The sequence below is a fragment of the Vibrio sp. bablab_jr001 genome, assembly GCF_016464285.1.
GTDB lineage: Bacteria > Pseudomonadota > Gammaproteobacteria > Enterobacterales > Vibrionaceae > Vibrio > Vibrio fluvialis.
This window is the reverse complement of sequence record NZ_JACDWZ010000092.1, coordinates 816,346-839,307: the sequence shown is the minus strand read 5'-3', so window position 1 is coordinate 839,307 and position 22,962 is coordinate 816,346. Positions and strand designations below refer to the sequence as shown.

At 49.3% G+C, this 22,962-nt stretch carries 22 protein-coding genes and 2 tRNA genes; 19 read left to right on the top strand and 5 right to left on the bottom strand.

What is annotated here, in order from left to right:
* Nucleotides 1-120: 120 nt before the first annotated feature.
* The 11 genes from JIG40_RS17485 (at nt 121) to luxS (ending at nt 11,121) form a co-directional block, all read left to right on the top strand.
* Nucleotides 121-197: transfer RNA gene (locus tag JIG40_RS17485), tRNA-Arg, on the top strand.
* 74 nt (nt 198-271) lie between these two features.
* A tRNA-Arg gene (locus tag JIG40_RS17480) sits at nt 272-348 on the top strand.
* A 349-nt stretch (nt 349-697) separates the two neighbouring features.
* Nucleotides 698-976: an oxaloacetate decarboxylase subunit gamma gene (locus tag JIG40_RS17475; RefSeq protein WP_199465742.1), complete on the top strand. Its 279-nt coding sequence runs from the start codon at nt 698-700 to the stop codon at nt 974-976.
* A gap of 24 nt (nt 977-1,000) precedes the next feature.
* Entirely contained in the window at nt 1,001-2,788 is a 1,788-nt protein-coding gene (gene oadA / locus JIG40_RS17470; RefSeq protein WP_199465725.1) for a sodium-extruding oxaloacetate decarboxylase subunit alpha, read from the top strand.
* A gap of 9 nt (nt 2,789-2,797) precedes the next feature.
* Nucleotides 2,798-3,928 carry a sodium ion-translocating decarboxylase subunit beta gene (locus JIG40_RS17465; protein ID WP_020330443.1) on the top strand — a complete coding sequence of 377 codons (1,131 nt, stop codon included), beginning with the start codon at nt 2,798-2,800 and terminating at the stop codon, nt 3,926-3,928.
* Nucleotides 3,929-4,036: 108 nt separating this feature from the next.
* Nucleotides 4,037-4,987, top strand: a complete 951-nt coding sequence (locus JIG40_RS17460; protein ID WP_020330444.1) for an NADP-dependent oxidoreductase — start codon at nt 4,037-4,039, stop codon at nt 4,985-4,987.
* Nucleotides 4,981-5,442: a YqaA family protein gene (locus JIG40_RS17455; RefSeq protein ID WP_024374271.1), complete on the top strand. Its 462-nt coding sequence runs from the start codon at nt 4,981-4,983 to the stop codon at nt 5,440-5,442. Before JIG40_RS17460 ends, JIG40_RS17455 begins: the two co-directional genes overlap by 7 nt.
* A gap of 9 nt (nt 5,443-5,451) precedes the next feature.
* Nucleotides 5,452-8,307 carry a pitrilysin family protein gene (locus JIG40_RS17450; RefSeq protein ID WP_199465724.1) on the top strand — a complete coding sequence of 952 codons (2,856 nt, stop codon included), beginning with the start codon at nt 5,452-5,454 and terminating at the stop codon, nt 8,305-8,307.
* A 100-nt stretch (nt 8,308-8,407) separates the two neighbouring features.
* On the top strand, nt 8,408-9,973 hold the full coding sequence (gene gshA, locus JIG40_RS17445) for a glutamate--cysteine ligase (RefSeq protein ID WP_154184754.1): 1,566 nt from the start codon (nt 8,408-8,410) through the stop codon (nt 9,971-9,973).
* 1 nt (nt 9,974) lies between these two features.
* A complete protein-coding gene (locus JIG40_RS17440) occupies nt 9,975-10,577 on the top strand; it encodes a hypothetical protein (protein ID WP_020330448.1) in 603 nt (200 codons plus the stop codon).
* 25 nt (nt 10,578-10,602) lie between these two features.
* Nucleotides 10,603-11,121, top strand: a complete 519-nt coding sequence (gene luxS, locus JIG40_RS17435; RefSeq protein ID WP_020330449.1) for an S-ribosylhomocysteine lyase — start codon at nt 10,603-10,605, stop codon at nt 11,119-11,121.
* Nucleotides 11,122-11,189: 68 nt separating this feature from the next.
* Here the strand turns inward: luxS and JIG40_RS17430 are convergent, their stop codons facing one another.
* Both JIG40_RS17430 and JIG40_RS17425 read right to left on the bottom strand, forming a co-directional pair.
* A complete protein-coding gene (locus JIG40_RS17430; protein WP_020330450.1) occupies nt 11,190-12,464 on the bottom strand; it encodes an HlyC/CorC family transporter in 1,275 nt (424 codons plus the stop codon).
* An 89-nt stretch (nt 12,465-12,553) separates the two neighbouring features.
* Nucleotides 12,554-13,348 carry an inner membrane protein YpjD gene (locus JIG40_RS17425; RefSeq protein WP_020330452.1) on the bottom strand — a complete coding sequence of 265 codons (795 nt, stop codon included), beginning with the start codon at nt 13,346-13,348 and terminating at the stop codon, nt 12,554-12,556.
* Between the two features lie 212 nt (nt 13,349-13,560).
* Between JIG40_RS17425 and ffh the strand changes: the two genes are divergently transcribed.
* The 5 genes from ffh to rplS all read left to right on the top strand — a co-directional run bounded on the left by ffh (nt 13,561) and on the right by rplS (nt 17,165).
* Nucleotides 13,561-14,943: a signal recognition particle protein gene (ffh, locus tag JIG40_RS17420; RefSeq protein ID WP_020330453.1), complete on the top strand. Its 1,383-nt coding sequence runs from the start codon at nt 13,561-13,563 to the stop codon at nt 14,941-14,943.
* Nucleotides 14,944-15,168: 225 nt separating this feature from the next.
* Nucleotides 15,169-15,417: a 30S ribosomal protein S16 gene (rpsP, locus tag JIG40_RS17415; protein ID WP_020330454.1), complete on the top strand. Its 249-nt coding sequence runs from the start codon at nt 15,169-15,171 to the stop codon at nt 15,415-15,417.
* Between the two features lie 27 nt (nt 15,418-15,444).
* Nucleotides 15,445-15,999: a ribosome maturation factor RimM gene (rimM, locus tag JIG40_RS17410; protein WP_020330455.1), complete on the top strand. Its 555-nt coding sequence runs from the start codon at nt 15,445-15,447 to the stop codon at nt 15,997-15,999.
* Between the two features lie 27 nt (nt 16,000-16,026).
* The gene (trmD, locus tag JIG40_RS17405) at nt 16,027-16,770 is read left to right on the top strand and encodes a tRNA (guanosine(37)-N1)-methyltransferase TrmD (RefSeq protein WP_199465723.1); all 744 of its coding nucleotides are present in this window, start codon (nt 16,027-16,029) and stop codon (nt 16,768-16,770) included.
* Nucleotides 16,771-16,811: 41 nt separating this feature from the next.
* Nucleotides 16,812-17,165, top strand: a complete 354-nt coding sequence (rplS, locus tag JIG40_RS17400) for a 50S ribosomal protein L19 (RefSeq protein WP_020330457.1) — start codon at nt 16,812-16,814, stop codon at nt 17,163-17,165.
* A gap of 77 nt (nt 17,166-17,242) precedes the next feature.
* Here the strand turns inward: rplS and degS are convergent, their stop codons facing one another.
* From degS to zapG, 3 genes are all read right to left on the bottom strand, one after another.
* On the bottom strand, nt 17,243-18,304 hold the full coding sequence (gene degS / locus JIG40_RS17395) for an outer membrane-stress sensor serine endopeptidase DegS (RefSeq protein ID WP_020330458.1): 1,062 nt from the start codon (nt 18,302-18,304) through the stop codon (nt 17,243-17,245).
* A 163-nt stretch (nt 18,305-18,467) separates the two neighbouring features.
* A complete protein-coding gene (locus JIG40_RS17390) occupies nt 18,468-19,835 on the bottom strand; it encodes a DegQ family serine endoprotease (protein ID WP_032082328.1) in 1,368 nt (455 codons plus the stop codon).
* A gap of 136 nt (nt 19,836-19,971) precedes the next feature.
* A complete protein-coding gene (gene zapG / locus JIG40_RS17385; RefSeq protein ID WP_020330460.1) occupies nt 19,972-20,418 on the bottom strand; it encodes a Z-ring associated protein ZapG in 447 nt (148 codons plus the stop codon).
* Nucleotides 20,419-20,570: 152 nt separating this feature from the next.
* Here zapG and zapE point away from each other — a divergent pair, with 152 nt between their 5' ends.
* The 3 genes from zapE to rpsI all read left to right on the top strand — a co-directional run bounded on the left by zapE (nt 20,571) and on the right by rpsI (nt 22,733).
* On the top strand, nt 20,571-21,674 hold the full coding sequence (zapE, locus tag JIG40_RS17380; RefSeq protein ID WP_199465722.1) for a cell division protein ZapE: 1,104 nt from the start codon (nt 20,571-20,573) through the stop codon (nt 21,672-21,674).
* Nucleotides 21,675-21,896: 222 nt separating this feature from the next.
* Nucleotides 21,897-22,325, top strand: a complete 429-nt coding sequence (rplM, locus tag JIG40_RS17375; protein ID WP_020330462.1) for a 50S ribosomal protein L13 — start codon at nt 21,897-21,899, stop codon at nt 22,323-22,325.
* A 15-nt stretch (nt 22,326-22,340) separates the two neighbouring features.
* The gene (gene rpsI, locus JIG40_RS17370; RefSeq protein WP_004723802.1) at nt 22,341-22,733 is read left to right on the top strand and encodes a 30S ribosomal protein S9; all 393 of its coding nucleotides are present in this window, start codon (nt 22,341-22,343) and stop codon (nt 22,731-22,733) included.
* Nucleotides 22,734-22,962: the final 229 nt, after the last annotated feature.

The window sequence follows — 22,962 nt, the reverse complement described above, 5'->3', positions numbered from 1 at the left end:
CAGCTGGATAGAGTACCTGGCTACGAACCAGGCGGTCAGAGGTTCGAATCCTCTCGAGCGCGCCATTATTTTTAAGCTCTTGATTTATCAGGAGTCGGTTGTGAAAACAATCAAGCCTGCGCGTCCGTAGCTCAGCTGGATAGAGTACCTGGCTACGAACCAGGCGGTCAGAGGTTCGAATCCTCTCGGACGCGCCATTCTTTCTTCTGAAAGAATATTGTGAATGGGTAATGCCCTGATGCTAAGCGGTTTGTTTAGTCTCGAAAATTGCGCGCTCGTAGCTCAGCTGGATAGAGTACCTGGCTACGAACCAGGCGGTCAGAGGTTCGAATCCTCTCGAGCGCGCCATTCTTATAAAGCCTCGCATTCGCGAGGCTTTTTTATTTACATCTCGTTATCATTTTGTTTATCTCTTCTTTACAACTCATTGTTTTTATTGGGCTGCTTGCCACTTTATTAACCACATCTCAATTTTCATTTTGAATCTTCATTAATCTAGTCATATTGGCCACAAAAGTTAGAAAGTGTGTCGGTTATTTCACGACATTTTGTGATTTGTGTGACGAATCTTTCACCGATTTTGTGGATCGCCCGCAACTGTGCAGTGAACAAAATTGACAATTTTTCACCAAAATTGATAATTTCGGTTCACATGCCGACGCGGAATGGTCGTTCGTGTTCGGTATATGTTGTCAGGATGACACAGAAAGGAAGCAAAATGACTAATATTGGAAGCCTGCTAGTAGATGCGGCCACCCTGATGGTTACGGGGATGTCGGTCGTATTTCTATTCCTCACCATTCTGGTTTACCTCGTTCGATTTATGTCTAAATTGGTACCACAAGAAGTACCACCATCGTTCGTCGCACCAGTCCCAGCGAAAAAAGTGAACCCCGCCTCTGCTGCTGTCAGCCCTCAGGTTGTGGCTGCTATTTCCGCTGCCGTACATCAATACCGTACTTCAGCGTCGAAGTAGTAAGGATTAAAAGGAGTTATACGCATGTCTAAACCTCTCGCTATTACTGATGTCGTCCTACGCGACGCGCATCAATCCCTGTTCGCGACGCGCCTGCGTCTCGAGGATATGCTGCCGATTGCGGCAGAACTGGATAAAGTGGGTTACTGGTCGTTGGAAACCTGGGGTGGTGCTACTTTTGATGCTTGTATTCGTTACTTGGGAGAAGATCCTTGGGAACGTTTGCGCGCTCTGAAGCAAGCGATGCCAAATACACCGATGCAAATGCTGCTGCGCGGCCAGAACCTGTTGGGCTATCGCCACTATGCGGATGATGTGGTGGCGAAATTTGTGGAACGTGCTCACACCAACGGTATGGATGTGTTCCGTATCTTTGATGCGATGAATGATGTCCGCAATTTTGAAAAAGCGGTTAAAGCCACGATAGAAGTTGGTGCGCACGCACAGGGGACGCTCTCTTACACGACTAGCCCGGTACACAACACCGATACCTGGGTTGATCTGGCCAAACGTTTGGAAGATCTGGGTTGCCACTCGCTGTGTATTAAAGATATGTCGGGTCTGCTTAAACCGTATGAAGCGGAAGAGCTGATCCGTCGCATTAAAGCATCTTGTTCTGTACCGTTGGCGCTGCATTGCCATGCCACCACTGGCTTGTCGACAGCGACGGCAATCAAAGCGGTAGAGGCCGGCATTGATATTCTCGATACTGCTATCTCTTCAATGAGCCAGACCTACGGCCATACTCCCACCGAAACGGTGGTGGCGATGCTGCAAGGTACTGAACGTGATACAAACTTGAAGTTGGAACAACTTGATCCGATTGCTGCTTATTTCCGTGATGTCCGTAAAAAGTACGCCAAATTTGAAGGCCAGCTCAAAGGCGTGGATTCCCGTATTCTGATTGCTCAGGTACCGGGTGGTATGCTGACCAACATGGAGAGCCAACTCAAAGAGCAGGGCGCGGCGGATCGTATGGATGAAGTGCTGCAAGAGATTCCCCGTGTGCGTGAAGATCTCGGTTTCATTCCGTTGGTGACCCCAACGTCTCAAATCGTTGGTACACAGGCGGTTATCAATGTCCTGACGGGTGAACGCTACAAGAGCATCACGAAGGAAACTGCAGGTGTACTGAAAGGTGAGTACGGTGCGGCTCCAGCACCCGTAAACGCAGCGTTGCAAGCCAAGGTACTTGATGGCGCAGAAGCAATCACTTGCCGTCCGGCAGATTTGCTACACGCTGAAATGGACCATCTGACTACCGATTTGCTGGCTAAAGCCAAAGCAGACGGTATTTCATTGGCAGAAGATGTGGTCGATGACGTGCTGACTTACGCCTTGTTCCCTCAGGTAGGGCTCAAGTTCCTGAAAAATCGTCATAATCCGGACGCTTTTGAGCAGGCTCCAGGTTGTGAACCTGCGCCAGCAGCGGCACCTGTCGTATCGGCATCGAACGGAGGTGTGGAAACTTACAGCGTACGCGTTGATGGACAGGTATATAACGTTGAAGTCGGCCCCCAAGGTCAGCTCACTTCAGTGATTTCTACAGCAGCAACCCAAGCGGCTTCGGTTATCGCACCCGCTGAGACTGTATCGGATGCGGAAGCCGTTCCGGCTCCTTTGGCGGGGAATATTTTCAAAATCAACGTCCAAACGGGTAGTGAAGTCGCGGAAGGCGATATTTTGATCGTGCTGGAAGCGATGAAGATGGAAACTGAAATTCGCGCTGCACGAGGCGGTGTGGTTCAGGATCTGCACGTCAAAGAGGGTGACTCTGTGACGGTTGGCGCACCTTTGCTTAGTCTGGCGTAAGGGAGAACCATGGACGGATTAATGACCTTATGGTCAGAGACGGGCATTGCCAATTTTGAATTTGGTCAGATCATCATGATCATGGTTGGCTGTTTGCTGCTGTTTCTGGCGATTCGTAAAGGGTTTGAACCTTTGTTGCTGCTGCCGATAGGTTTTGGGGCCGTGTTGGCCAACATTCCGAACGCTGGTTTTACTGAACCGGGTGGCTTGTTGTACTACGTTTATCACGTGGGGATTGAATCCGGGGTTTTCCCGCTGTTGATCTTCATGGGCGTAGGGGCGATGACGGATTTTGGCGCTCTGATCGCTAACCCGAAAACGTTATGGTTGGGGGCGGCGGCGCAGTTGGGTATTTTTGCCACCCTGTTTGGCGCCATCATGTTGAACTACGTGCCGGGTATGGAATTCACCATGGCAGATGCCTCATCGATTGCGATTATCGGTGGTGCGGATGGGCCAACCGCTATCTTCCTTGCCAGCCAGCTATCGCCAGACTTACTCGGGGCGATTGCTGTGGCGGCTTATAGCTACATGGCACTGGTGCCTATCATTCAGCCGCCAATTATGAAAGCGTTGACCACGCCAGAGGAACGCCAGATCAAAATGGCTCAGCTGCGCCATGTCGGAAAGACGGAGAAAATCATCTTTCCATTGGTGGTGTTGCTGATGACGATACTCTTTCTTCCTGCAGCGACGCCACTGGTCGGGATGTTCTGTCTGGGCAACCTGATGCGTGAAGCGGGTGTGGTTGAACGTTTGTCTAAGACGGCGCAGAACGAGCTGATCAATATTGTGACGATTTTCCTCGGACTCGGCGTTGGTTCGAAATTGCAGGCTGATAAGTTCCTCAATCTGGAAACGCTCGGTATTCTGGCACTGGGTGCGGCGGCGTTCAGTATTGGTACGGCTGGCGGCGTGATCATGGCTAAGATCCTCAACAAGTTCTCCAAGGAAGACATCAACCCATTGATTGGAGCCGCAGGCGTGTCTGCGGTCCCTATGGCGGCGCGAGTGGTGAATAAAGTAGGACTGGAAGCCAATCCTCAGAACTTCCTGCTGATGCATGCCATGGGACCTAACGTCGCTGGTGTGCTGGGTTCGGCGGTGGCTGCTGGCGTGTTGTTGGCTCTGGTCGGTTAATCTCTGGTTAAATTGCGAACTGAGAGTTAACGATCATAAAGAAAATGGTATATATTCAAGGGGATGCTTCGGCATCCCTTTTTATTTGCCTCGATAGGGACCCTGGAAATGGACAACAAGCAGATCGCAATTACCCAGTTCGGCGGGCCGGAAGTGCTCGCGATTCAAACCTCCGCTATTCCTGAGCCTCAGGCGGGTGAAGTGTTAGTGAAAGTCGCATTTGCGGGCATCAACCCTATCGATGTGAAAACTCGTGCTGGTCTTGGTTGGGCGGCGGCGCAGAACAAAGACAACCTTCCTTGGGTTCCGGGCTATGACATCTCTGGCACAGTGGTCAGAGTGGGAAGTGAAGTCAGTGAGCTCAAAGCCGGGGTCAATGTGGCTGGCTTTATTGGCTTTCCGCTGCGCGGCGGCGGTTACAGCCAATATGTGTGTGTACCAGAAAAAGAACTCAGCATCATCCCCGATGCCGTGACGCTAGAAGCCGCTGCCGTCTTGCCTCTGGCGGGGCAAACCGCTGCGCAGGCGCTCAATAAAGCTCAGGTCAAAGAAGGCGACCGCGTGCTAATTCTCGCTGGTGCCGGAGGGGTGGGGCATCTGGCGGTGCAAATCGCGATTGCGGCGAAGGCCGAAGTGTATACCACCTGTAGCGAAAGCAATCTTGATTATCTGGCGACCTTGGGTGCGCATGCGATCAACTATAATTTTGCGCCGGTTTCCCAGCGTCTCGAACAAGTCGATGTCCTGATTGATCTGGTCGGCGGCGATGCGGCGCTGGATGCACTCAAATGTCTTAACGATAATGCCCGCGTGGTGACGGTACCGACGTTGAGTGCGGAGCTTATTTGCGAGAAAGCGAAAATGCTCGGCTTTGAAGCCACCGGTATGCTGGTGGATCCCAATCCCGAGCAGCTCAATACCATGTTGTACATGGTTAGTGTCGGGCTATTGAAGACCGAAATTCAACAGGTGTATCCGATGAGTGACGTGCAGCAAGCTCACACTCAGATTGAGTCCGGACACACTCGAGGCAAGGTGTTGCTTGATATGCAATGCTAGAGTGGTTTAACTCTGGCTTTACCGAACTGGCACTGCTGTTTTCCAATTCCGCCCTCTGGGTGCTGTTCCTAGGGGGCTTTCTGAGTGCGACCCTGTTGCCCGGCGGGTCAGAGGCGGCACTGGTTGCGACCTTATCTCTGCAACAATATTCCGTATTTTGGGTGATTGTGGTCGCCACTGTGGGTAATACCCTCGGTGGTGTCACCAACTATTGGCTGGGTTTATGGCTGCCCAACCGAACTGAACACGAAAAACAAGGTCATAAAGCATTAGCCTGGCTGAATAAACACGGCTATTGGGCGTTGCTGTTTAGTTGGTTGCCAATTATTGGCGACCCTCTCTGTCTGGCAGCTGGCTGGCTTCGCATGAATTGGTTTCCCGTCTTTACTCTTATTCTGATTGGTAAAGCATTACGTTATTCGCTGCTGGCTGCTCTCTTTTATGGTTTTTTCTAAGGAGAAGTCATGAGAAAACTCTGGTTTGGTGCTTTTTCTCTTATCGCTTTGTACGGCTGCACATCGACAACGGCACCTGTTTCGCTTTTCTCATCTCTACCTTCCGGTGTTTCACTGGTTGAAAAAGTGGATGCACAACCGGGAAAAGTGATGATCCCGTACTCCAAGTACCGTCTTGATAATGGGTTGACGGTGATTCTGTCGCCGGATCACTCTGATCCATTGGTGCATGTGGATGTGACTTACCATGTAGGCTCGGCGCGCGAGGTGGCGGGTAAGTCCGGATTTGCCCATTTCTTTGAACACATGATGTTCCAGGGCTCGAAACATGTCGGCGATCAACAGCATTTCCGTATCATTACTGAAGCGGGTGGTTCATTGAATGGTACCACCAACCGTGACCGCACCAACTACTACGAGACGGTGCCGTCCAATCAGTTGGAAAAAGTGTTGTGGCTGGAATCGGATCGCATGGGCTTTTTGCTGGATGCGGTGTCGCAGCGCAAATTCGAAATTCAGCGCGATACAGTGAAAAACGAGCGCGCGCAAAACTATGACAACCGTCCCTATGGTTTGATCTGGGAGAAAATGAGTGAGGCCATCTATCCGGAAGGTCACCCATATTCCTGGCAAACGATTGGTTACGTGCAGGATCTGGATCGGGTTGACGTCAATGATCTGAAAGCTTTTTTCCTGCGCTGGTACGGACCGAACAATGCGGTATTAACCATTGGTGGTGATATCGATGTGGATAAAACGCTGGCGTGGGTGAGCAAATACTTTGGTTCGATTCCGAAAGGGCCAGAAGTGGATAATGCACCGAAGCAGCCAGCGAGCTTACCGCAGGATCGTTTTATCACCCTACAGGATCGTATTCAGCAACCTATGGTGGTGATTGGCTGGCCAACTGCGTATCGCGGTGCCGAGGATCAGGCCTCATTGGACGCCTTAGCAAAAGTGTTGGGTAGCGGATCCAACAGTCTGCTGTATCAGAATCTGGTTAAAACGCAAAAAGCGGTTGATGCGGGAGCCTTCCAGGATTGTGCGGAGCTGGCGTGTACTTTCTACGTTTACGCGATGGCACCTTCGGGTGACAAAGCACAGCTTAAACCGCTGTATCACGAGTTGATGCAGACGTTGCAGCAATTCAAGCAATCGGGTGTTGATAAAGCACGTCTGGAGCAGATTAACGGCATGGCGGAAGCCAACGCGGTATTTGCGCTGGAAAGTGTGCAAGGCAAAGTCACTCAGTTAGCGAGTAACCAGACTTTCTACGGTCAGCCGGATCGCATCGAAACGCAATTGGCCGAATTACGCGCCGTCTCTCCGCAGTCGGTGTCGCAGGTGTTTAACCAGTACCTCGATGGTCAGCATAAAGTCACATTAAGCGTCGTGCCAAAAGGTCAAACGCAACTGGCGGTTCAAGCGGATAACTTTATACCGCCAGAGCGGGCTGTACCTGAGTATCACAAAATCAGCGACAGTGACCTTCATTATCGCGCAGTGAAGGACAATTTCGATCGTTCATTGATGCCTAAAGTCGCAGAAGCTGTGCAGGCACATATGCCGCCGCTGTATGACATCTACTTTGATAACGGAGCGGAACTGCTGGGCACCCAGACGACCGAAACGCCAACCGTGCTGGTGGAAATCAAACTGCCGGCGGGGGAACGCCACGTGGTGCCGGGCAAAGAAGGGTTAGCCAATCTGACCGCAGCAATGCTGGAAGAAGGTTCGAGCACCCGCAGTGTAGAACAGATTCAGGCACAACTGGATAAGTTAGGCTCTCAGGTCAGCGTCAATGCCAATGCGTATTCAACCAGCATTGTCATTTCGAGCTTGAAAAAGAATCTGGCCGAAACCTTGAATGTGGTTGAAGAGGTGCTGTTCAAACCTGGCTTCAGAAAAGAGGACTTTAACCGCATCAAGCAGCAGATGATCCAGGGCGTGGTGTACCAGCATCAGCAGCCTAGCTGGCTGGCTTCGCAGGCAACACGTCAGGTATTGTTCGGTGATTCAATTTTTGCTCGGGCCAGTGATGGTACAGAAGCTTCGATTGCGGCTCTGACACTTGATGATGTGAAGAATTTCTACCGTAAATACTACACGCCACATGGCGCGCAGATTGTGGTTGTGGGAGACATCGGTAAACGCGAAGTGCGTAAGCAACTGGAGTTCTTTGCCAACTGGCACGGGGAGGCGTCTCCGCTTCTGCGTCCGCAAGTGGTGCCGAATCTCGGTGGTCAGAAAATCTACTTAGTCGACAAGCCGGGAGCGCCACAAACCATTGTTCGCCTGGTGCGTCGTGGGCTGCCGTTTGATGCCACCGGTGAGCTTTATCTCAGCCAGCTTGCCAACTTTAATCTGGCGGGCAACTTCAACAGCCGCATCAACCAGAACCTGCGTGAGGACAAAGGCTACACCTATGGTGCCAGCAGCTATTTTGTCAGCAACCGAGAGGTCGGTGGGATTGTGTTCAATGCTCAAGTGCGCGCCGACTCGACTGTGCCATCGATCATTGAGATGGAAAAAGAGATGGACCGCTTCAGCAAACAAGGAATGACCAACGAGGAAATGAAATTTTTACGCCTCGCGGTCGGTCAACAAGATGCTCTGAGTTACGAAACGCCATCACAGAAAGCGCAGTTACTCAGTAGTATTCTGACTTACAGCTTAGATAAAGATTATCTGCAGCAACGCAATGACATTGTCAAAAGTGTGGATAAGTCGACACTGGATAAACTGGCGGCGAAATGGTTTGTACCCGCGGATTATCAAATCATTGTTGTGGGAGATGCCAAATCGCTGAAGCCACAGCTAGAAAAGTTAACTATTCCCGTAGAAGAGCTTGAAATCATCCGCTAGAGTACACATTAAAGAGGAGGCGAAGTTCCGCCTCCTGCTTCTATCGTGGCGGGTTAAGCTCAGCTTCATTGGATTTATACACATATAAGCGAATCTCATTTTGACTAATTTTGCCGCGCGACTTGAACGAGTTGCTAATCAACCTGAAGTGTTTCAACAGTTTGGCCGAGGCGTTGAACGTGAAACGCTGCGTTACACTCCTGAGGGGGCAATTGCTCAAACACCTCATCCAACAGCACTGGGTTCGGCACTGACCAATAACTGGATCACGACGGATTTCGCAGAATCTCTGCTGGAGTTCATCACTCCGGTTTCTCATGACGTCCAGGCGCTGATGTCGCAACTGGCGGACATTCATCATTTTGCCCAGACGAAGATTGGTGAAGAAAAATTGTGGCCGCTCTCAATGCCGTGTTATGTCGGCAGCGAAGACGATATTACGCTGGCGCAATATGGCACTTCCAACTCCGGACGCATGAAAACACTATACCGTACTGGCCTCAAACGCCGTTACGGCAGCCTGATGCAAATCATTTCTGGTGTGCATTTCAACTTTTCCTTCCCGGATTCGTTCTGGGATGCCCTGTATGGTGAACAGTCAGAGGAAGAGCGTCAGGCCACGAAATCGGACGCCTATTTTGCGCTGATCCGTAACTATTACCGCTTTGGCTGGTTAATTCCTTATTTCTTTGGTGCTTCACCTGCGCTGTGTTCGTCGTTCATTCAGGGGCGCGAAACGTCACTGGAGTTTGAGAACATCGGCCATACGTTGTATCTGCCGCATGCGACATCACTGCGTTTGAGCGATCTGGGTTACACCAACCACGCGCAAAGTGTGCTGCGAATTGGTTTCAATGGAATTGAGCAATATCTGACTGGCCTCAATGCGGCCATTCGCACACCTTCCGATGAGTTTGCCCGCATTGGGGTGAAAGTCGATGGTGAGTACCGTCAGCTCAATAGCAATGTACTGCAGATTGAAAATGAACTGTATGCTCCGATCCGTCCTAAACGTGTGGCAAAAAGTGGCGAAAAGCCGTCTGAAGCGCTGGCTCGTGGTGGCGTGGAATACATCGAAGTTCGTTCGCTGGATGTGAACCCATTCAGCCCGGTCGGTATTACCGAGCAGCAGGTTCGTTTCCTCGACCTATTCCTGACTTGGACTGCGCTGTCGGATTCAGATCCGATGGACAATTGCGAACTGGAATGTTGGCGTGATAACTGGAGCAAAGTAGTACTGGAAGGGCGTAAGCCTGGTCTGGAACTGCAAATTGGCTGTCACGGTGAGAAATTGTCGCTGCAAGCCTGGGCCAAACGCGTATTTGCTGATTTGTCTCTGATTGCTGAACTGATGGATTCAGTGCATGGCGGCAGTGCATATCAGGATGTGTGTCGCGAGCTGGAAAGTTGGATCGATCATCCGGAACGTACGTTGTCAGCACAAATTCTGGAGCTGACCAAACAGCACGGCGGATTAGGGAAAACGGGGTGTGCGCTGGGGCTTAAATACCGTGAACATAACCTGAATCATCAATACGAGGCATACTCTGCCCAGTTGATGGAAGAGGAAGTAGTGCGTTCTGTGGCAGCTCAGAAGCAGATTGAGCAACAAGACGAACTCAGCTTTGATGCTTTTCTTGAACACTACTTTGCCTACCTGAAATAACATGGCGGTGGCGAAATGGTTATCTGTTAGCACACTTCTGCTTTTGGCGGGGTGTGCGACGTCGCCACCCAGCAAACAGAACAACCTATGTGAAATCTTTCGTGAAAAGCCGCAGTGGTATGAAGATGCGGTGGAGATGCAGGATGAATGGGGGACTCCGATTCAGATTGCAATGGCGATCATCAAACAGGAAAGCAGTTTCCGCCATGATGCGAAGCCACCGAAAGATTATCTATTGGGTTTTATTCCATGGGGTCGGGTCAGCAGTGCTTATGGCTATGCTCAGGCGCAAGACCCTGCCTGGGACGATTTCCAGCGAGCCACGGACTACGGCGGTTCGCGCACCAATTTTGATGATTCGTTAATGTTTATCGGCTGGTACACCAGCGAAACACAAAAAACACTTGGGGTATCGAAGTGGGATACCTATCATCAATATCTCGCTTATCATGAAGGACGAGGTGGCTTTAAACGCAAAAGTTACCAATCGAAACCGACTTTGATCAAAGTGGCTCGTAAAGTCGAGCAACAGGCAAAAGACTACGGATGGCAACTGAAACAGTGCCGTCAGGAATTAGAAGACAACCGAAGCTGGTTTTTCTGAACTGGCATGCAATGGAGAAAGGACAATGCCATTATTAGACAGTTTTACCGTCGATCACACTCGCATGAACGCACCGGCTGTGCGTGTTGCGAAAACCATGCAGACGCCAAAAGGCGACACCATTACGGTGTTTGACCTGCGTTTTACGATGCCAAACAAAGACATTCTGTCAGAGAAAGGGATTCACACTCTTGAGCATCTTTACGCGGGCTTTATGCGCGCGCATCTGAACGGTGCGAACGTGGAAATCATCGATATTTCCCCAATGGGCTGCCGTACAGGTTTTTACATGAGCCTGATTGGTGCGCCAAGTGAAGAACAGGTGGCTGCCGCCTGGTTGGCTGCGATGCAAGATGTACTGAAAGTGGAAAGTCAGGACAAGATTCCTGAACTGAACGAATACCAGTGTGGTACGGCAGCGATGCACTCGCTGACGGAAGCTAAAGCGATTGCAGAGAAAGTGATTGCCGCAGGCATTCAGGTCAACAAGAATGATGAACTGGCACTGCCAGAGTCAATGTTGAAAGAGCTGAAAGTACACTAAGGCTAAGAACGAGAAAAAGGCTTGGGATGACCAAGCCTTTTTTGTATGCGTTGTGAGTGCGAGTAACGCTACGCCTTCTTATTTTTGCGTGGATACACTCGAACCAGTTTGATACGGTTTTCTTCCAGCTCGACGATCTCCATTGGGTGACCAGCGACTTTGACACTCAGGTGACTGGCTGGAATCTCTTCGAGATGTTCCAGAATCAAACCGTTCAGTGTGCGTGGACCATCGGTCGGGAATTTCCACTTCAGGCTCTTGTTGATATCACGAATATTGGCGCTGCCTTCAATCAAAAAGCTGCCATCGCCTTGCGGTGTAATTTCATCCGCTAAACTCGGCGCAATGGATGTGGTGAACTCGCCGACAATCTCTTCCAGAATATCTTCCAAGGTGATGAGACCAATAATGTCACCGTACTCATCCACGATGAGGCCGATGCGCTCTTTGTTGCGTTGGAACTTAAGCAACTGCACGTTAAGTGGTGTGCCTTCCGGAATGAAATACACTTCATCGGCGGCACGCAATAACGTTTCTTTGGTGAACTCATTTTTCTCCAACACGAAGCGCGCCGCTTCACGCAAACGCAACATGCCGACCACTTCATCAATATGATCGCGATACAACACCACTCGGCCATGAGGTGAGTGGGTTAGCTGACGCACAATTGATTTCCAGTCATCATTAATGTTGATGCCAGTAATTTCATTGCGCGGAATCATAATGTCGTTGACGGTAACGTGTTCCAGATCGAGGATCGACAGCAACATGTCCTGGTGGCGGCGTGGGATCAGGCCGCCAGCCTCATTCACCACCGTACGCAGTTCTTCTGAGCTGAGCGGGTCATCGCCACCATGCTGCGCAGACAAACCCAGCAGACGAATAAAACCGTTGGTAATAAAGTTGACGAACACCACCAGCGGCGACATCACTTTCATCAGAATAGAGAGCAGAATACTGCTGGCGTAAGAGACGCGTTCCGGATACAGCGCCGCCAGTGTTTTCGGCGTGACTTCGGCAAACACCAGAATCACTAAGGTGAGCACACCAGTAGCAATCGCAACGCCGATATCGCCATACAAGCGCATGCCCAAAATGGTGGCGATTGCGGAGGCCAGAATGTTAACCAGGTTGTTACCGATCAGAATCAGGCCGATCAAACGGTCAGGACGGCCAAGCAGCTTTTCAACGCGTTTGGCCCCTTTGTGGCCAGTGTTCGCTAAGTGCTTTAGGCGATAACGGTTCAGCGACATCATGCCTGTCTCTGAACCGGAGAAGTAGGCGGAAATAATAATAAGACACGCGAGTAGCGCAAATAAGATACCCGTTGATATGTCGTCCAAAACGCTTGTTTTCCTTATAACTGTTTTCGGTAATTAATGGCCTATCCCAGGCGGAGTGTCAATGTCGATTAAGGTCTAACCCGTTGACCTTAGCGCAGAATAATCTCTCTGACAAATCGGCTGCCAAAGTACGCCAGCGTCAGTAAGGTCGCACCGGCAACAGCAAACCAGGTAACTTTGCGTCCGCGCCAGCCTTTCTGATAGTGACCCCAAAGCAGGATGGAATACACAATCCAGGCAATGAAGGAGAGGATGCCTTTGTGCGCCTTCCCTTGGGCAAACATATCCTGTACGAACACAAAACCAGTGATCAGTGTCCCGGTCAGCAGCAGGTTACCGATCAGAATGATCTTAAACAGCTGACGCTCGACCATGAGCAGTGGCGGCAGGTTAGGGTTAATGGTCAGCCCTTTTTTCTTCTTCAGCTTGTAGTCCAGCCAGGCTAGCTGCAGCGCATAGAGAGCACCAATCGACAAGGTAGAGTAGGAGAAGAGTGCTAAAGAAATGTGAAACATCAGCTTGGGATCATTTTCCAAATGGGTAATGAAGGTTCCAGGTAGGAACGCCGCCGCTGACAGATTAATGGCAGAGAAGCTGTACACCACTGGCAGTAAAAACCACAGTCGTGCTTTGAACATTGCCAGGCTCATGACCAGTGAAATAATAAAGCTGATCAGCGAGGCCACGTTGAGGATACTTAGGTTTTGACCACTGCCGTGCAGGATCAGGTCACTCAACAGCCAAGCGTGAAACAACAGCGCCAGTGCGGCACTGATAAACACCGTTTTAGCTTTGATCCCGGTTTGGTTGGCCAGCCCTGGCACGATCGTCGCGATTGACAGTACATACAAGATGGCGGCAACGATAGCGATTAAGTTGTCCATGCTTCTCACAAAAATGGTTGCTGAATTAGCGAATTATACCCTGCCTAACCCCAATGAGCTACGCCGGATCGTGATCGATTTTGATAGTTGAGATATCGCGATATAGCCCAATCTTATAAAGAAACGTGGATGCAACCTCGCAATGGGTATGCCTATTCATTTGGCTAAGGTATACTCACCGATATTAATCGCCTTATCGCGAAGAGAAAAAGATGTTTGAGAATTTAACGGATCGATTGTCCAAAACGCTGAAAAATATCAGCGGTAAAGGTCGTCTTACTGAAGACAACATTAAAGAGACGTTACGCGAAGTACGTATGGCTCTGCTGGAAGCAGACGTTGCGTTGCCGGTCGTACGTGAATTTGTCAGCCGTGTAAAAGAGAAAGCGGTTGGCGTTGAAGTTTCAAAATCCCTGACGCCAGGCCAGGAATTCATCAAAATCGTTCGCGGTGAACTCGAAGCGGTGATGGGTGAGTCCAATGAAGCTTTGAATCTGGCGGCTCAGCCACCGGCAGTGATTCTGATGGCGGGTTTGCAGGGGGCGGGTAAAACCACCTCGGTCGGTAAACTGTCGAAACTGCTGAAAGAGCGCGATAAGAAGAAAGTGCTGGTGGTTTCAGCTGACGTATATCGCCCTGCGGCGATCAAACAGTTGGAAACGCTGGCCAATGATCTCGAGGTGGATTTCTTCCCATCGTCTCCGGATCAAAAGCCGATTGATATTGCTAATGCGGCGATTGACCATGCGAAGAAGAAATTCTTTGATGTGCTGATTGTCGATACCGCGGGCCGTCTGGCGATTGACGAGCAGATGATGGGCGAAATCCAAGATCTGCATAAAGCGATTAAGCCAGTTGAAACGCTATTTGTGGTCGATGCAATGACCGGCCAGGATGCAGCCAACACGGCGAAGGCGTTTGGTGATGCACTGCCGCTAACCGGTGTGATTCTGACGAAAGTCGACGGTGACGCCCGTGGCGGTGCTGCGCTGTCCGTGCGTCATATTACTGGGAAACCGATCAAGTTCCTTGGTGTGGGTGAGAAAACCGACGCGCTGGAACCTTTCCACCCGGATCGCGTGGCCTCACGTATTCTGGGTATGGGTGATGTCCTGTCGCTGATCGAAGATCTGCAACGCAATGTCGACCAGGAAAAAGCCGAGAAACTGGCGAAGAAATTCAAAGAGAAGAAAGGCTTCGATCTGGAAGATTTTCGTGAACAGCTAGGCCAGATGCAGAACATGGGCGGCATGATGGGGATGCTGGATAAACTGCCAGGTATGTCTCAGCTGCCTTCGGACATCAAAGACAAAGTCGATGACCGTATGTTCAAACAGATGGAAGCGATCATCAGTTCGATGACCATGAAAGAGCGTCAGAACCCTGAACTCATTAAAGGCTCGCGTAAGAAACGCATCGCGGCAGGTTCAGGGACACAAGTTCAGGATGTTAATCGCCTGCTGAAGCAGTTCACGCAGATGCAGAAGATGATGAAGAAAATGCAAAAAGGCGGCATGAAAGGCATGATGCGTAACATGCAAGGCCTGATGGGTGGTGGTGGCGGAGGCTTCGGTGGCGGATTTTTCGGCCGCTAAGCATCCGTGTGAGTGAGACAACTTTCTGATCCTAAGTTTTCAAACTGTTATCGAGCTCACGGTATTTTGCCCCCACTTTTGGTGGTGAAAAAATAGCTAAAACCCTTGCAATGCCTCGGAATAAGAGTAAAATTCCGGGGCTTTATTTTGGCACGAGACCCCAAACTGTTTCTGATAAGCGGTTACTGGGGTTAATTTTATTTTTGAGAAAGCAAAGAGGACGACATGGTAACCATTCGTTTGGCACGTCACGGCGCTAAAAAGCGTCCATTCTATCAAATCGTTGTTGCTGACAGCCGCAACTCTTCTACTGGCCGTTTCATTGAGAAAGTTGGTTTCTTTAACCCAACAGCTCAAGGTCAAGAAGAAGGCCTACGCCTGGATCTAGAGCGCGTGAACCACTGGGTTTCACAAGGCGCATCTGTATCAGATCGCGTAGCTAAGCTAGTTAAAGACGCTCAAAAAGCGGCTTAATTCTTACTTAGTAAGTAGCACTAGTTTATGTCGATGAAAGGTAAAGAAACGATGAGCAAGCAAGACGAAAAAATTGTTGTAGGTAAGTTTGGTGCTTCTTATGGCATTCGTGGCTGGCTTAAGGTTTTTTCCTATACAGACGACGCTGAGAGCATTTTTGATTACAGCCCGTGGTTTGTTAACCATAAAGGCGAATGGGTCGAGTACAAAGTAGAAGGCTGGAAACGCCATAACAAAGGTATGGTGGTGAAACTTCAGGGGCTTGATGTCCGTGAAGATGCGCATCTGCTGACTAACTTTGAAATCGCTATTGACCCTGCATCACTACCTGAATTGTCAGAAGATGAATTCTACTGGCGTGAATTGTTCGGCATGCAAGTCGTGACAACTCAAGGCTATGACCTTGGTGAAGTGGTCGACATGTTAGAAACTGGTTCGAACGATGTTCTCGTGGTGAAGGCGAATCTGAAAGATGCTTTTGGCCAAAAGGAACGATTGATTCCGTTCCTTGAAGAGCAAGTGATCAAAAATATTGATCGCACGGCTCAACGGATCGAAGTTGACTGGGATCCTGCGTTTTAAATTCTGAATCGATAAGGCAGAGAACACATGTGGGTTGGCGTAATTAGCCTATTTCCTGAAATGTTCCGCAGCGTTACCGATTTCGGAGTAACAGGTCAAGCGGTAAAAAAAGGGTTATTGTCAGTTGAGACTTGGAATCCTCGTGATTTCACTCATGACAAACGTCGCACTGTCGATGATAAACCTTACGGTGGCGGTCCTGGCATGTTAATGATGGTGCAACCTTTGCGTGATGCCATTCAGACAGCCAAACAGGCGGCACCGGGAAAGACGAAAGTCATTTATCTTTCTCCTCAGGGTCGAAAACTCGATCAGCAGGGAGTCGAAGAGCTGGCAACCAATGAGAACCTGCTTCTCATCTGTGGCCGCTACGAAGGGGTAGATGAGCGCATCATCGCGTCTGAAGTTGACGAAGAATGGTCAATTGGTGATTTTGTGATGACAGGCGGGGAACTCCCGGCCATGACGCTAATCGATTCTGTCTCTCGGTTTATTCCGGGAGTACTGGGTGATTTTGCGTCGGCAGAAGAAGATTCTTTTGCCAATGGTCTGTTGGATTGTCCGCACTATACGCGTCCGGAAGTGTTAGATGGAAAGGAAGTACCTCAGGTGCTGAAATCCGGTAATCACGAGGACATTCGTCGTTGGCGACTAAAACAGTCGCTGGGCCGAACTTGGCTGAGAAGACCAGAGCTCCTGGAAAACCTAGCTCTGACTGACGAACAGGAACAATTACTGGCTGAGTACATCAAAGAGACCCAGACCCAGTAACCTATTAAATTTAGTATCAGTTTATTCTAGGAATTTAGACAATGAGTAACATCATCAAGGCTCTTGAACAAGAGCAAATGAAACAAGACCTACCTCAATTTGCACCAGGTGACACTGTTGTTGTTCAAGTTAAGGTAAAAGAAGGTGACCGTGAGCGTCTACAGGCTTTTGAAGGCGTTGTAATCGCAATCCGTAACCGTGGCCTACACTCTGCTTTCACAGTTCGTAAGATCTCTAACGGTGAAGGTGTTGAGCGTACGTTCCAAACTCACTCTCCAGTAGTGGCTAGCATCGAAGTTAAACGCCGTGGTGCAGTACGTCGTGCCAAACTGTACTACCTACGCGAACTATCTGGTAAAGCAGCTCGTATCAAAGAGAAGCTTGCTAAGAAATAATGCTAGAACTCGCGTTCTCATGAAAAAGCGGAGCCCAATGGCTCCGCTTTTTTGTTTATGCGATGTGTACAGACAGATTATTCGCGAGTATCTTCAGCAATCGTGACTGGTAACGTGATCTCTTCACCTTTACGCAGCAGCGTAAAATTGACGACTGTACCTGGACGTAGGTCGGTGACGGTATCCATCACGCTCTGACGGCCATTGATCTTCTGACCATCAATTTTCAGGATAATGTCTCGTGTCTGGAAGCCTGCCTGAGAGGCCGGGCCGTTCGGATCAATACCGAGTACCACAATCCCGCCAATATGTTCACTGCCGAGCAGGCGTGAGGTCACCGCGTTGATGTCTTGACCATCGACGCCGATATAACCACGAATGACGCGTCCGTCCGCGATGATTTTATCCATGATTTTGCTGGCCAGGGTAAACGGGATCGCAAATGAGATGCCGTAAGTTTCCATGTCTGTGGCTTGTTGAAATGACGCTGTATTGATACCGACCAATTCACCTTGCGTATTGACCAGCGCTCCACCGGAGTTACCTTCGTTAATAGCGGCATCGGTCTGAATAAACGCCTGACGACCATCAGCGCTGATCGAAGAGCGGCCCGTGGCGGAAATGATCCCAAAGGTGGTGGTTTGACCGAGGTTGTAGGGGTTGCCAATCGCAAGTACGACATCGCCTACTTTGGCTTGGTAGTTGGGGTTTTGTGGAATCACTGGTAGATTCGTTCCTTCCACGCGCAGCACCGCGATATCGGTGCGACGATCTTTACCGACTAACTGCGCTGCTGCGACTCGACCATCTTGCAGGGCAACGATAATTTGATCTGCCTGAGCGACAACATGGTAGTTAGTGATGATGTAGCCTTTTTCGCTGACAATCACCCCAGATCCCAGCCCTTGCGTCGACAGCTTGGTTTTATCGCTTTCTGAATACTTACGACTATAGATATTGACAACGGCAGGCGCCGCGCGGCGGACAGCCTCATTGAATGAGATCTGCAGCGAGCCGATATCCGTGGGTTGAGCACTTTTTTCAGGAATCACGTGACTGCGCAGCGATGGCACTGCCGCGATCACGACGGCCGCAGTGACCAGCCCTAGCCCTACTGAACGAACCAGAAATTTCAGCATAAATTCCTCAACCACTTACTCAAAGACCGAAATACAACGGTTACTCATTGATACTCTTATGATGATACGGATAAGCAACGAGTTCGAAGAATAGCATTACCTAGAGAAATAACAAAAGGGCAGCGTAATAAAGCTGCCCTTTTCTGAACTAACCAAACTTTGCTTAACGAACAACCAAGTAGATGGTGCGATCACCACGTTGGATATTCAATGCCAGTACGTTGGGATTTTTCTCAAGTACGGCCCGCAGCTCGGCAATGTTTTTCACTCGTTTGCGGTTCACACCGATAATGATGTCATCTTTCTGCAACTGATAACCTTCAGCAGGGGAGTCTTTCTCCACCGCGGTGACTTTAACGCCTTGAATGGAATCACTGTCAGTGGTATTGCTCAGCTCTGCGCCAGTTAGGCCCTGATATAATTTATCTGCTTTGGTCTTGTTGTTGCTTTGCTCACCCAGCGTGACGTCGTAGGTTTTTTCTTTACCATCACGAATAACACCGAGTTTGACCGTTTTGCCTGCACCGAGTGTGGCGACTTTGGCGCGCAGCTCGGCGAAGGTTTCGATTTTTTTGCCGTTGACCGAAACAATGATGTCACCCGCTTTGAGGCCTGCTTTATCGGCGGCACTGTCTGGTAGCACCTGACTAACGAATGCCCCTTTGCTCGAGTCGTAGCCTAATGCATCGGCCAGTTCGGAGGTGATTTCTCCACCCTGAACGCCTAGCATGCCGCGTTTGACTTCACCAAATTCCAGAATTTGGTCGGCGAGGTTTTTCATCATATTGGATGGAATCGCAAAGCCGATGCCGACGTTACCGCCATTCGGACCCAGAATGGCGGTGTTGATACCAATCAACTCGCCATTGAGATTGACCAAGGCACCACCTGAGTTACCGCTGTTGATCGCTGCATCGGTCTGAATGAAGTTTTCGAAGTTTTCGATATTCAGACCACTGCGGCCCAGCGCAGAAACGATGCCTGATGTTACCGTTTGACCCAGACCAAACGGGTTACCGATCGCAACGGCAAAATCGCCAACGCGTAGTTGATCCGAATCTGCAATCTTAATTTCCGTTAGATTTTTCGCTTTATCCAGTTTGAGAAGAGCGATATCGGACATCTGATCGCCGCCGACCAGTTCTGCATCATATTCACGGCCATCATGCAGCTGAACGCGTATTTTCTCCGCGCCATTAATGACGTGGTAGTTGGTTACGACATAGCCCTTACTGGCGTTAATCACAACGCCTGAGCCCAAACCACGGAATGGACGTTCCTGTAATTGCTCAGTGGGGAAATCCGGGCCAAAGAAGAATCGGAATTGCTCTGGAATGCGTTGGCGAGAGACCTGAGTTCCTTCAACCGCAATACTGACAACGGCTGGAGTGACCTTTTCCAGCATAGGAGCTAGGCTGGGTACTTGCTCTCCACTGACGGAAAGCGGAAGCGCGGCAGAGGCCGGCAAGGGGGTGATGATGGAACTTAAGCTTAGAGACAGAGCGGTTAAGACAAGCAAAGGTTTTTTCATCATAAAACTCCTCATAGATTAACGCCTGGTTACAGTTATATTTGTTACAAAATATAAATCTTCAACAGACTCGTGAGAGTTATGACTCAAAAACCTTTGCAAAGTTCAGTGGTCACTCATTTCAGTGACTGGCGGATCAACTCGCGCGTGCGTTGACCACTTCTGAAGAGTGAATGATCGCTTTCTCTTCAGGTTTCAGAAGGCCGGTTGCACCCAGAGCGTAGTCTTTCGGTGGTTGTTCGAAAGACTCGTCGGAATTTTCTACTTCATTACCGCTATGCTGAGCAATTTTTTTCACAAACGGATTATCTTGCTCTGGCACATTGGGTAACAGCTCAGACGAAGTCTTCGCCATGTGCTGGTAAAGTTTTGTGTAATCTTTACCCAGAGTATCGAGCATTTCAGCTGCCTGCGCGAAATGATCAGCCAGCTCTTGGCGATGCTGTTCAATTTCAAATTTGGCGCTGTCTAAGTCTTTCTGTAGGGACTTCTGAGTCTTGTACTGAGGGGTAGTCAGGCGAGCAATTACGATCCCTGCAACAATCCCCACTAGCAAGCCCACAATGGCATAAATCCAAGGCATAACTGCTCCTTATTGTTGTTATTTAACATGTTTTTCACTGGTTGGTTACACATGTTGTAGGGACATGTTACTATGAGACTGTTGGCGGATAAAGCAAAAAGCATGTGCTTTGAACGTCAGTTTTTTGCCCTTCATTTTTGCAGTAGACACTCATGACACCGAAGCAACGATACGAACAAGATTTAAAACGATCGGATTTTCAAAGAGATGAAGCGCAGGCCCGAGCCGTCGATGGATTGGATGCTCTGTATCATCAGCTGACAGAATTCCTCAATACACCAGTGGTACGACCTTCGCGCTGGCAAAAACTGATGGGAAAAAAAGAACAGTTACCCACGCCACCTAATGGACTTTATTTTTGGGGGGGAGTGGGACGCGGTAAAACTTATTTGATGGACACGTTCTTTGATGCATTGCCGACTGAACGAAAGATGCGTGTGCATTTCCACCGCTTTATGTACCGTGTGCATGATGAATTGAAACAGCTGGGTGAAACCAGCGATCCGCTTGAACTGGTGGCAGATAAGTTCAGTCAGGAAGCGGTGATCATCTGTTTTGATGAGTTTTTTGTCTCTGACATTACCGACGCGATGATTCTGGGTACGTTGTTCCAGGCGCTATTTCGTCGTGGTGTGGTGTTGGTGGCGACGTCAAATATACCTCCGCACGATCTGTATCGTAATGGTTTGCAGCGCGCGCGCTTTTTGCCAGCAATCGCGTTAATTGAAGCCAACTGTCATATTCTTAATGTGGACAGCGGGGTCGACTACCGCCTGCGCACTCTTGAGCAAGCGGAAATTTATCATTACCCGCTGGATGGACAGGCAAGTGCAAATCTCTGCCAGTACTACAGTCAATTGGTAGGCAAAGACAAACCGAAAGCGAATGAAATAGAGATTAATCATCGCAAACTCAAAGTGATTGAGGCCAGCGATGGCGTGTTGCATGCTTCATTTGCGCAGTTGTGCCAGACAGCGCGTAGCCAGAACGACTATATTGAAATGTCTCGCCTCTATCACACCGTTTTGTTGGCGGACGTCAAACAAATGGATCGTACGTTGGATGACGCTGCCCGTCGTTTTATCGCTTTAGTCGACGAGTTCTACGAACGTCATGTGAAACTGATTATTTCAGCGGAGGTCGCATTGGAAGACTTATATACTCAAGGGCAACTGGAATTTGAGTTTAAGCGTTGCCAGTCAAGGCTGATAGAAATGCAAAGTCATGATTATTTGGTCAAAGAGCATCTGGCTTAAGGACAATCTTTCCCAGAAACAGGGTAAAGAAAAAAATTGTGATTTTGTGCAAAAAGAGGTGATTTTTTCCGCGCTCTTCTCTATAATCCTGCGACCCACCGTTACTGCAGGTCTTTTTAGACCGAGAGTGCCACCCACTCGAAGGGGTGATGACTGGGCTCTTAGACAGTGGGAGCGAATGCTCCTTTAAGTGTAAATTTGATTAAACGGGTTATTATTAGCATGAAAACTTTCGTTGCTAAACCAGAAACTGTAAAACGCGACTGGTACGTTGTAGACGCTGAAGGTAAAACTCTTGGCCGTCTAGCAAGTGAAATTGCATCTCGCCTACGTGGCAAACACAAAGCTGAATACACTCCACACGTTGACACTGGTGATTACATCATCGTTGTAAACGCGGAGAAAGTTGCTGTAACTGGTAACAAAGCTAAAGACAAGATGTACCACCGTCACACTGAATTCCCAGGTGGCCTAAAGTCATTCAGCTTCGAGAAGCTGATTGAGCGTAAGCCAGAGATGGTACTTGAGCTAGCGGTTAAAGGTATGCTTCCAAAAGGTCCTCTAGGCCGTGCTATGTACCGTAAGCTGAAAGTTTACGCAGGCGCTGAGCACAACCACGCTGCTCAACAACCTAAAGTACTAGACATCTAATCGGGGATTTCGGAAATGGCAGAGAATCAATACTACGGCACTGGCCGTCGCAAAAGCTCAGCTGCACGTGTTTTTATTAAACCAGGCAGCGGCAACATCGTAATCAACAAGCGTAGCCTTGATGAGTACTTCGGTCGTCCAACTTCTCGCATGGTTGTTAAACAACCTCTAGAGCTGGTTGAGATGGTTGAGAAACTAGACCTGTACATCACTGTTAAAGGTGGTGGTATTTCTGGTCAAGCAGGTGCTATCCGTCACGGTATCACTCGCGCTCTGATGGAATACGATGAATCTCTACGTCCTGTTCTACGTGCTGCTGGCTACGTTACTCGTGACGCTCGTCGCGTTGAACGTAAGAAAGTTGGTCTACGTAAAGCACGTCGTCGTCCACAGTTCTCTAAGCGTTAATCTTTTCATTACGAAAAGAATCTCGCTTTCCAGTGTTACTGGAATGTGGTTCAAAAGCTCGGCATTTGCCGGGCTTTTTGTTTTTCTACGCAAAAGTTTTTGTGTATTTACACAAAAGAAATTCCTTTCTCACAAGTCACTTCATCACCCTTTCTTCCAATAATGTCCCTTTTGTGACCTCGCGTGCGAATTACTGCACGAATGTTACCAAAAGGTAGCTTTATCTTGT

What these genes read in the sequence shown, in the direction of transcription:
- JIG40_RS17475 (WP_199465742.1), top strand. Translation starts at nt 698, where the DNA reads ATGACACAGAAAGGAAGCAAAATGACTAATATTGGAAGCCTGCTAGTA.
- oadA (WP_199465725.1), top strand. Translation starts at nt 1,001, where the DNA reads ATGTCTAAACCTCTCGCTATTACTGATGTCGTCCTACGCGACGCGCAT.
- JIG40_RS17465 (WP_020330443.1), top strand. Translation starts at nt 2,798, where the DNA reads ATGGACGGATTAATGACCTTATGGTCAGAGACGGGCATTGCCAATTTT.
- JIG40_RS17460 (WP_020330444.1), top strand. Translation starts at nt 4,037, where the DNA reads ATGGACAACAAGCAGATCGCAATTACCCAGTTCGGCGGGCCGGAAGTG.
- JIG40_RS17455 (WP_024374271.1), top strand. Translation starts at nt 4,981, where the DNA reads ATGCTAGAGTGGTTTAACTCTGGCTTTACCGAACTGGCACTGCTGTTT.
- JIG40_RS17450 (WP_199465724.1), top strand. Translation starts at nt 5,452, where the DNA reads ATGAGAAAACTCTGGTTTGGTGCTTTTTCTCTTATCGCTTTGTACGGC.
- JIG40_RS17440 (WP_020330448.1), top strand. Translation starts at nt 9,975, where the DNA reads ATGGCGGTGGCGAAATGGTTATCTGTTAGCACACTTCTGCTTTTGGCG.
- luxS (WP_020330449.1), top strand. Translation starts at nt 10,603, where the DNA reads ATGCCATTATTAGACAGTTTTACCGTCGATCACACTCGCATGAACGCA.
- JIG40_RS17425 (WP_020330452.1), bottom strand. Translation starts at nt 13,348, where the DNA reads ATGGACAACTTAATCGCTATCGTTGCCGCCATCTTGTATGTACTGTCA.
- ffh (WP_020330453.1), top strand. Translation starts at nt 13,561, where the DNA reads ATGTTTGAGAATTTAACGGATCGATTGTCCAAAACGCTGAAAAATATC.
- rpsP (WP_020330454.1), top strand. Translation starts at nt 15,169, where the DNA reads ATGGTAACCATTCGTTTGGCACGTCACGGCGCTAAAAAGCGTCCATTC.
- rimM (WP_020330455.1), top strand. Translation starts at nt 15,445, where the DNA reads ATGTCGATGAAAGGTAAAGAAACGATGAGCAAGCAAGACGAAAAAATT.
- trmD (WP_199465723.1), top strand. Translation starts at nt 16,027, where the DNA reads ATGTGGGTTGGCGTAATTAGCCTATTTCCTGAAATGTTCCGCAGCGTT.
- rplS (WP_020330457.1), top strand. Translation starts at nt 16,812, where the DNA reads ATGAGTAACATCATCAAGGCTCTTGAACAAGAGCAAATGAAACAAGAC.
- degS (WP_020330458.1), bottom strand. Translation starts at nt 18,304, where the DNA reads ATGCTGAAATTTCTGGTTCGTTCAGTAGGGCTAGGGCTGGTCACTGCG.
- JIG40_RS17390 (WP_032082328.1), bottom strand. Translation starts at nt 19,835, where the DNA reads ATGAAAAAACCTTTGCTTGTCTTAACCGCTCTGTCTCTAAGCTTAAGT.
- zapG (WP_020330460.1), bottom strand. Translation starts at nt 20,418, where the DNA reads ATGCCTTGGATTTATGCCATTGTGGGCTTGCTAGTGGGGATTGTTGCA.
- zapE (WP_199465722.1), top strand. Translation starts at nt 20,571, where the DNA reads ATGACACCGAAGCAACGATACGAACAAGATTTAAAACGATCGGATTTT.
- rplM (WP_020330462.1), top strand. Translation starts at nt 21,897, where the DNA reads ATGAAAACTTTCGTTGCTAAACCAGAAACTGTAAAACGCGACTGGTAC.
- rpsI (WP_004723802.1), top strand. Translation starts at nt 22,341, where the DNA reads ATGGCAGAGAATCAATACTACGGCACTGGCCGTCGCAAAAGCTCAGCT.